The sequence below is a fragment of the Intrasporangium calvum genome (assembly GCF_028446585.1).
GTDB lineage: Bacteria > Actinomycetota > Actinomycetes > Actinomycetales > Dermatophilaceae > Intrasporangium > Intrasporangium calvum_A.
The window spans coordinates 75010-82687 of the sequence record NZ_JAPFQL010000012.1; the positions used below are offsets into that span (position 1 = coordinate 75010).

The 7678-nt window shown below is 70.9% G+C and carries 6 protein-coding genes; 2 read left to right on the forward strand and 4 right to left on the reverse strand.

Annotation, left to right across the window (positions count from 1 at the left end):
- Nucleotide 1 precedes the first annotated feature (1 nt).
- Both fabG and OO014_RS04820 read right to left on the reverse strand, forming a co-directional pair.
- A complete protein-coding gene (gene fabG, locus OO014_RS04815; protein WP_272461143.1) occupies nucleotides 2-802 on the reverse strand; it encodes a 3-oxoacyl-ACP reductase FabG in 801 nt (266 codons plus the stop codon).
- Nucleotides 799-1587 (reverse strand): SDR family oxidoreductase, encoded by a 789-nt coding sequence (locus OO014_RS04820; protein WP_272461144.1) that lies wholly within the window; start codon nucleotides 1585-1587, stop codon nucleotides 799-801. The genes fabG and OO014_RS04820 overlap by 4 nt, the downstream gene beginning before the upstream one ends.
- 205 nt (nucleotides 1588-1792) lie before the next feature.
- Between OO014_RS04820 and OO014_RS04825 the strand changes: the two genes are divergently transcribed.
- Nucleotides 1793-3355 carry an ATP-dependent DNA ligase gene (locus OO014_RS04825; RefSeq protein ID WP_272461145.1) on the forward strand — a complete coding sequence of 521 codons (1563 nt, stop codon included), beginning with the start codon at nucleotides 1793-1795 and terminating at the stop codon, nucleotides 3353-3355.
- Nucleotides 3356-3540: 185 nt separating this feature from the next.
- On the opposite strand, the gene OO014_RS04830 is transcribed toward OO014_RS04825, so the two are convergent.
- On the reverse strand, nucleotides 3541-4539 hold the full coding sequence (locus tag OO014_RS04830; RefSeq protein WP_272461146.1) for a glutathione synthase: 999 nt from the start codon (nucleotides 4537-4539) through the stop codon (nucleotides 3541-3543).
- The gene (locus OO014_RS04835; protein ID WP_272461147.1) at nucleotides 4536-5717 is read right to left on the reverse strand and encodes a flavohemoglobin expression-modulating QEGLA motif protein; all 1182 of its coding nucleotides are present in this window, start codon (nucleotides 5715-5717) and stop codon (nucleotides 4536-4538) included. The genes OO014_RS04830 and OO014_RS04835 overlap by 4 nt, the downstream gene beginning before the upstream one ends.
- A gap of 147 nt (nucleotides 5718-5864) precedes the next feature.
- On the opposite strand from OO014_RS04835, the gene OO014_RS04840 reads away from it, so the two are divergent.
- Nucleotides 5865-7619, forward strand: a complete 1755-nt coding sequence (locus tag OO014_RS04840) for an alpha-amylase family glycosyl hydrolase (protein ID WP_272461148.1) — start codon at nucleotides 5865-5867, stop codon at nucleotides 7617-7619.
- Nucleotides 7620-7678 lie beyond the last annotated feature (59 nt).

The following is a 7678-nucleotide window of genomic DNA, read 5'->3' on the forward strand; positions in this document are numbered from 1 at the left end:
GTCAGGCCTTCGGCCCGCCGGCGACGTAGATGACCTGCCCCGACACGAAGCCGGCATCCTCACGCACCAGGAAGGCGGCCGTCGCGGCGATGTCCTCCGGCAGGCCGACCCGGCCGACCGGGATCTCCTTCGCGGCGCCCTCGAGGAACTGCTCGAAGGTGATGCCCATCCGCTCGGCCGTCGCCTTGGTCATGTCGGTGGCGATGAAGCCGGGCGCGATGGCGTTGGCCGTGACACCGAAGCGGCCGAGCTCGATCGCGAGCGTCTTGGTGAAGCCCTGCAGGCCGGCCTTGGCCGCCGAGTAGTTCGCCTGACCCCGGTTGCCGAGGGCCGAGGTGGAGGACAGGTTGACGATCCGGCCCCACTTCGCGTCGACCATGTGCTTCTGGCACGCGCGGGCCATGAGGAACGAGCCGCGCAGGTGCACGCCCATCACGGCGTCCCAGTCGTCGACCGTCATCTTGAAGAGCATGTTGTCCCGGATGATGCCGGCGTTGTTGATCAGCACGGTCGGGGCGCCGAGCTCGGCCGCGACCCGCTCGACCGCTGCCTGCACACCGGCCTCGTCGGAGACGTCGACACCGACAGCGAGCGCCTTGCCGCCGGCCTGCTCGATCTCCGAGACCACTGCAGCGCACGCACTCTCGTCGAGATCGAGGACGGCCACCTGCAGGCCGTCCGCGGCGAGGCGCTTGGCCACCGCCGCCCCAATACCACGGGCGGCTCCGGTGACGATCGCCGTGCGGTGCTCGGCCTGCGTCTGGCCGGTCTGGGTCTGGTCGGTCTGGGTCTGGTCGCTCACTGCTGGTGCCTCTCGAGTCGTTGCTGGATCTTGTTCATGCCGCCGAGCCAGGCGTCCGGATCGGCTGCCCGGCCGGCGTAGTAGTCGCGCACCGAGGGGTGCGGGAGGACGTGGATGGCGTCGCCCTGCAGGCCCTGCCACACCGACTCGGCCACGTCCTCGGGCGCGAGGGTGCCGTCACGGGTGAGGAGGTCCTTGAGCGGGCCGGCCTCCTCGAGGATCCGGGTGTCCACACCGAGCGGACAGACCGCCTGGACGACGATGCCGCGGTGCCGGTAGGTCGCGGCCAGCCACTCCGCCAGGGCGACCGAGCCGTGCTTGGTCACCGAGTAGGGCAGGTCGCCCAGCATGGTGAGCAGCCCGGCCGCCGAGGCGGTGAGGACGAGCCGGCCGTGCCCGGCCTCCAGCCAGTGGGGGACGAGCCGGCGGGCGGCCCGGACCTGGGAGAGCACGTTGACCTCGAGCAGGCGGGCCCAGTCGTCGTCGGTGGCGTCCAGGCCGGCGCCAGAGGTGATGCCGGCGTTGGCCACGAAGAGGTCGATGGTGCCGAGGTGCGCCAGTGCCTGGCTGACCAGGGCGTCCACCCCGGCCGTGCTGGCCGCGTCGCCCGGCATGGCGTCGGCTCCGATCGCGGCCGCCGTGGTGGCGAGCTCGTCAGCGTCGACGTCGTTGACGACGACGTGCAGGCCCTCGTCCACGAGACGCTGGGCAATCGCCCGGCCGATGCCGCGGGCCGCTCCGGTGACGACGGCCGTGCGCAGCGGCGCGGTCTCGCGGTCTGGCATGGCACTCCTGACAGGCGGGTGGACGCGCAACTAAGCGCTTGCTTACCTTGGCCCGCGGGTCGCCCCTCCGTCAAGTGCCTCACCCTGTGATCCCCACCCGTCCTGGCCCCACCACCCCGTGGTTCGAGGTATCTGGCGACCACCAGGAGTTGGTCGACACCTCGAACGGGAGTTCAACGTCGGGGTCCTGGTGGAGGATCGACCCATGCCACTCCCGCTCTCCGAGGTCGTCGCCACCTCCCGCGCCGTCGCGGCCACCTCGTCCCGCACGGCCAAGGTCGAGGCCCTCGCCGCCTGCCTGACCCGAGCGGCGACCGAGGGGCCGGAGACCGTCGAGGTCGTGGCCGCGCACCTGGCAGGCGTGCTGCCCCAGCGGCGGCTCGGCGTCAGCTGGCGCGGGCTGCGGTCCCTGCCTGAACCAGCCGCAGCCTCGACCCTCACGGTCCTCGAGGTCGATGCCCTGGCCACCGAGCTGGCCGCGGTGAGCGGGCCCGGCTCCGCGGGACGCCGGTCCGAGCTCGTCCGGTCCCTGTTCGAGCGAGCCACCCATGACGAGCAGCAGTGGCTGCGCGGGCTCATCACCGGCGAGACCCGTCAGGGCGCGGGCGACGGCGTCATGCTGCAGGCCATCGCCAAGGCCGCGGAGGTCCCGGATGCGGCCGTCCGGCGCGCGGTCATGCTGGCCGGTCACGCGGGACCGGTCGCCCGGGCAGCCCTCGACGGCGGTGCGGAGGCGCTCGAGGCGCTCACGCTCGAGGTGGGCCGCCCGCTCCGGCCGATGCTCGCCGGCTCCGCGCCCGATGTCCCCTCGGCTCTCGACGGCATCGGGGCCGAGGCCCTCGTCGAGACGAAGCTCGACGGCATCCGCCTGCAAGCCCATGTCGACCGGCGCGGCAGCGCGCCGGAGGTGCGGCTCTTCACCCGCACCCTCGAGGACGTGACCGACCGGATGCCCGAGATCGTCGAGTCGCTCGCCGGCCTCGACGTCGCGGCGGCCGTGCTCGACGGCGAGGTGATCGCGCTCCGGGAGGACGGTCGTCCGGAGCCGTTCCAGGTGACCGGTGCTCGCACGGCGAGCACCGCCGACCCCGAGCGCCTACGCACCGAGGTGCCGCTCACGCCGTACTTCTTCGACCTGCTCCATGTCGATGGTGACGACCTGCTCGACCTGCCGGCCACCGACCGTTGGACCCGGCTCTCCGAGACCGTGCCCGGCGCGTGGCTGCCCCCGCGCCTGCTGACCGGCGAACCGGAGGAGGCGCAGGCCTTCTTCGACGACGTCATCCGCTCCGGGCACGAGGGCGTGGTCGTCAAGGACCCGTCCCTGCCCTACGCCGCCGGCCGCCGCGGACCGGGCTGGATCAAGGTCAAGCCACGCCACACCCTCGACCTCGTGGTCCTGGCCGTCGAGTGGGGCAGCGGGAGGCGCCGCGGCTGGCTCTCCAACATCCACCTCGCGGCCCGCGACGCAGAAACGGGACACCTCGTCATGCTCGGCAAGACCTTCAAGGGGATGACCGACGAGATGCTGCGGTGGCAGACGGAGCGGTTCCGCGAGCTGGCGCTGGACGACCCGGACTCCGGTGAGTGGGTCGTGCGCGTCCGGCCCGAGCAGGTCGTCGAGGTGGCCTTCGACGGCGTGCAGCGCTCGAGCCGCTACGAGGGCGGCATGGCACTGCGGTTCGCGCGAGTGCTGCGCTACCGCGACGACAAGCCCGTCACCGAGATCGACACGGTGCAGACCGTCCGCCGCCTCGCCGGCTGGTAGCCACCCCCTCCCCCAAACTCGAGTGGCCCCGCCGTCCCCAGGAAGCCTGTGGACGGTGGGGCCACTCGAGTTTGCGTGGGCACCTGGCGAGCCCAGCGGCATACGAACGTGTGTGGACAGTGGGGCCACTCGAGTGGAGGGGTGCGTTCGTGTGGAGAGTGGGGCCACTCGAGTGGAGGGGCGGGTCAGGACTTCGAGCGGACCCGCTCCTCGAGCGCCTTGGTCACGGTGGTGCCGATGTCCATGTCGTAGAGCCGCTCGATGCTCTGCATTCCGCCCGGGCTCTCGGCGTTGATCTCGACGATCTTGTCGCCGATGACGTCGATCCCCACGAAGAACATCCCGTCGGCCCGGAGCTTGTCCCGCATCGCCTCGACGACGGTGAGCTCGACGGCGTCCGGCTCGATGGGCACCGAACGGCCGCCGACGCTGATGTTGGCCCGTGGGTCGTTGCCCGTCGGGACCCGGCGGAACGCAGCGAGCTTGCCGTCCTGCTGCAGGACCTCACCGTTGAGCACGAAGATCCGGACATCGCCGTTCTCTCCACCGTCGATGAACTCCTGGACGATGGCGTAGCCGTCCTCCAGCACGGCCTCGGTCATCTGGGCGAGGTTCGTCTCGTTCTCGTCCTCGATCATGAAGACGTTGCGGCCCTTGCCCCCGTAGAGCGGCTTGACGACCGAGTGGCCGACCCGTTCCACGAAGGCCTTGATCGCCTCCGGGTCCCGCGTCACGAGCGACCGGGGCCGGATCTTCTCGGGGAACTCCTCGAGATAGAGCTTGCTCGTCGCGCGGATGATCGACATCGGGTCGTTGACGACGGTGACACCCCGGGCCTTGAGCATCTGCCCGAAGACGGGGCCCATCGGGCTCGCCCAGGGCCGTTCCTGCAGGTCGTCGATCGACTCGTTGCGCAGGAAGAAGGCGTCGAGGTCGTCCAGGACGATCCGCTCCGGCTCGCTCTCCTTGATCCGCTCCATGTAGCTCGCGAGCGTGTCGTCCGCGCCGAAGTCGGCGCGACGTGCACGGCCCCACAGGCGGCCGTCGGTGTCGCCGAGCTCGACGTCGCCGACGCCGATGTACCAGGCCTCGTGGCCGGCTTGGCTGGCTGCCCTGGCGAGGCGGGTCGTGGCGTACTCGTCGATCTCGGTCGCAACATCCTTGACAAAGAACGCGATCCTCATGCGGCTTCCTCTCCTTCGTACAGGTCGATGACGGTCGCCCCCGCGCGCAGCCCCTGCAGGCGCTCCTGGGCTCCGGGCACGTCCAGCCAGCGGGGACGCACCCACGCGGGCTGGAGCACTTCACGGTCGAGCAGCTCCTGGATGAGCGGGATGTGGTCGAGGGCGAGCTTGCCGACGAAGAGCGGCTCGAGGCTGCCGCCCTCGGCGAGCATCTCGAGGATCCGCGAGATCCCACGGAGGTAGATCGCGTCCTTGACGTTGCCGCCGCCGACGACGACGCGGGTGGCGATGTTCCAGGCCGTGCGGGTCGGGATGCGGTGGTCGGTCCGCAGCGACTCGAAGATGTCGAGGAACTCGGCGCCGTCGAGCAGCTTGCCGACCGCGACGACGCGGCCCGCCAGGACCCGGAGCCGGCGCGGGTCCAGCCCACCGGTGAGGTACTCGGCCAGCACGGCCAGACCCTCCTGGGTCTCGTCGTAGCCCGGCAGCCCGATGGTCAGCAGCTGCAGCGGCTGCTTGGCGCCGTTCTGGTAGGTGACGACATGGGTGCCGATCTCGTGGTGCAGGAGCGGCTCGACGCGGTCCGACCGGAAAGCCGCCGACTCGGGGATGAGCAGCTTGCCGAACGACACCATCAGCTCGCCGACGTCGTCGCGGACCTCCATCGCCGTCGGGAAGTCCGCGTGGACCTCCCGATACCGGGCAAACTCCTCCTGCGCCGCCTCCGCGAACGTGCCCGCAGTCACGCTCTGGGAGCTCGGCGCCAACGGCGGGATGGCCTCCAGCAGCTGCTCGGCGGCACGGGCCAGGCTCGGTGCCACGCCGCCATAGAGCTGCAGCGACCCGTAGAGGAAGCGGGTCGTGTCCCGGTCCTCCAGGGCCGTGACCATGCGGGCGATCTCGTCGCGCTTGGCCCGCAGGAGTGCATGCAGCGCTGGGTCCTCCACCCCCTCGATCTCGAGGTTGTAGAGGTCGCGTCGCACGAGGTCGGGCTCGAACTCCAGCGGCCGGAGCCGCAAGGTCGGAGCCGTCCCGAAGTCACTCCGCTCGAAGTCCGTCCACGCCTCGGCCGCGTTGACCGGCGTGAGGTTCAGCAGCAGGTTCAGCTCGCGCTCGATCTCCGTCAGCCGGGCGTCGACCTCGAGGGCCGGGGCAAGCTGCTCGGTTGGGGAAGTCACGCGAAGGACGTACCCATCCGCACCATGAGGACACACCGTTGCGCCACCCCACGCGAGCGGGAGCAAGCGCAACCGCGACGACCCGACTCAGCGGCATACGGCTATAGGGTCGAACCAACTCGACCGCAGCGCCCCCGAGGAGGCCCGGTGACCCAGCCCCGCGCAACTGGTATCGGCTCGATGCCCCTCGACGGCCGCACGGCCTTCCGCGTCTGGGCTCCCCACGCGGAGGCCGTGGCGGTAGCCGGCAACTTCAACGACTGGTCCGCCGACCGGCACCTGCTCGAGCGGGAGGACGGCGGGCACTGGTACGGCGAGGTCGAGGGCGCCGCCCCGGGAGACGAGTACAAGTACGTCATCACGACCGACGGCGAGCAGCTCCACCGGGTCGACCCCCGCGCCCGCGCCGTCACCAACTCCGTCGGCAACGGCATCATCTACGACCGGGATGCCTTTGACTGGCAGGGCGACTCGTTCACGACCCCGAACCACAACGAGCTCGTCATCTACGAGACGCACATCGGGTCGTTCGTGGCGGAGGAGGGCGACCCCGGCGACATCGCCACCCTGGCGAGCCGGCTCGGCTACCTCAAGGACCTCGGTATCAACGCGATCGAGCTGATGCCGGTCGCCGAGTTCGCCGGCGACTACTCGTGGGGCTACAACCCGGCGCACCCGTTCGCCGTCGAGGCCTCCTACGGTGGGCCCGACCGGCTCAAGGCGTTCGTCCGCGCCGCGCACCAGCACGGGATCGCGGTCATCGTCGACGTCGTGCTCAACCACTTCGGCCCGAGCGACCTGTCGCTGTGGCAGTTCGACGGCGCCTCCGACAACGGCAAGGGCGGCATCTACTTCTACCAGGACGACCGGTCGCACACCCCGTGGGGCGACACCCGACCGGACTACGGCCGCGAGGAGGTCCGGCAGTACTGCCGCGACAACGCCCTGATGTGGATCGAGGAGTTCCACATGGACGGGCTCCGCTTCGACGCCACCCTCTACATCCGCACGGTCAGCGGGATCGGCACCGACATCCCCGAGGGCTGGGCGCTGATGCGCGACATCAACCTCAGCATCCGGCAGGAGCTGCCGAGCAAGATCCTCATCGCCGAGGACCTCCAGAACGACCCCGCGCTCACCTCGCTCGACGGCGCGGCCTTCAACGCGCAGTGGGACGCGGGCTTCGTCCACACCCTGCGGGCTCTCGTCACCACGCCGGACGACGCAGCCCGATCGATGCATGACCTCGCGGGAGTCATCACGGGACAGGGCGATCCGTGGGACCGCATCATCTACTCCGAGAGCCACGACGAAGTGGCCAACGGCAAGCTGCGCGTCCCGCACGAGATCGACGCCGACAACCCGACGGGCTGGCCGGCCCAGAAACGCGCCACCCTCGCCACGGCGATCGCCCTCACCAGCGCGGGCATCCCGATGCTCTTCCAGGGACAGGAGTTCCTCGAGGACGAGTGGTTCCGTGACACCGTGCCCCTCGACTGGGAGCGCGCCGAGGCGTTCCGCGACATCGTCCGGCTCGTGCGTGACCTCGTGGCCCTGCGGCGCAACCTGACCGGCGCAACGGCCGGCCTCACCGGCCCGCACACTCACGTGACGCACCTCGACGACGAGGCCAACACGATCGCCTGGATCCGGGCGACCGACACCGAGGCGGCCTGCGTCGTCGTCAACGCGAGCGCCGATGCGCGGGACGTCACGGTGGGGCTGCCTCACGCGGGCCGTTGGGCGGTCCGCTTCAACTCGGACGCGGCCACCTACAGCGCGCTCTTCGGCGGGCACCCGACGCTCGATGTCGACGCCGCCGAGAGCCCGGCGGGCGAGCAGCCCGCGAGCGCCACCGTCTCCGTCGGGCCCTACACGCTCGTCGTGCTCAGCCCCGCCTGACGGCGGCCCGCTCCGCCCAGCCCCGTCCGCCCAGCCCGGTCCGCCCAGCCCCGTCCGCC

What these genes read in the sequence shown, in the direction of transcription:
- OO014_RS04830 (WP_272461146.1), bottom strand. Translation starts at nt 4,539, where the DNA reads ATGAGGATCGCGTTCTTTGTCAAGGATGTTGCGACCGAGATCGACGAG.
- OO014_RS04825 (WP_272461145.1), top strand. Translation starts at nt 1,793, where the DNA reads ATGCCACTCCCGCTCTCCGAGGTCGTCGCCACCTCCCGCGCCGTCGCG.
- OO014_RS04820 (WP_272461144.1), bottom strand. Translation starts at nt 1,587, where the DNA reads ATGCCAGACCGCGAGACCGCGCCGCTGCGCACGGCCGTCGTCACCGGA.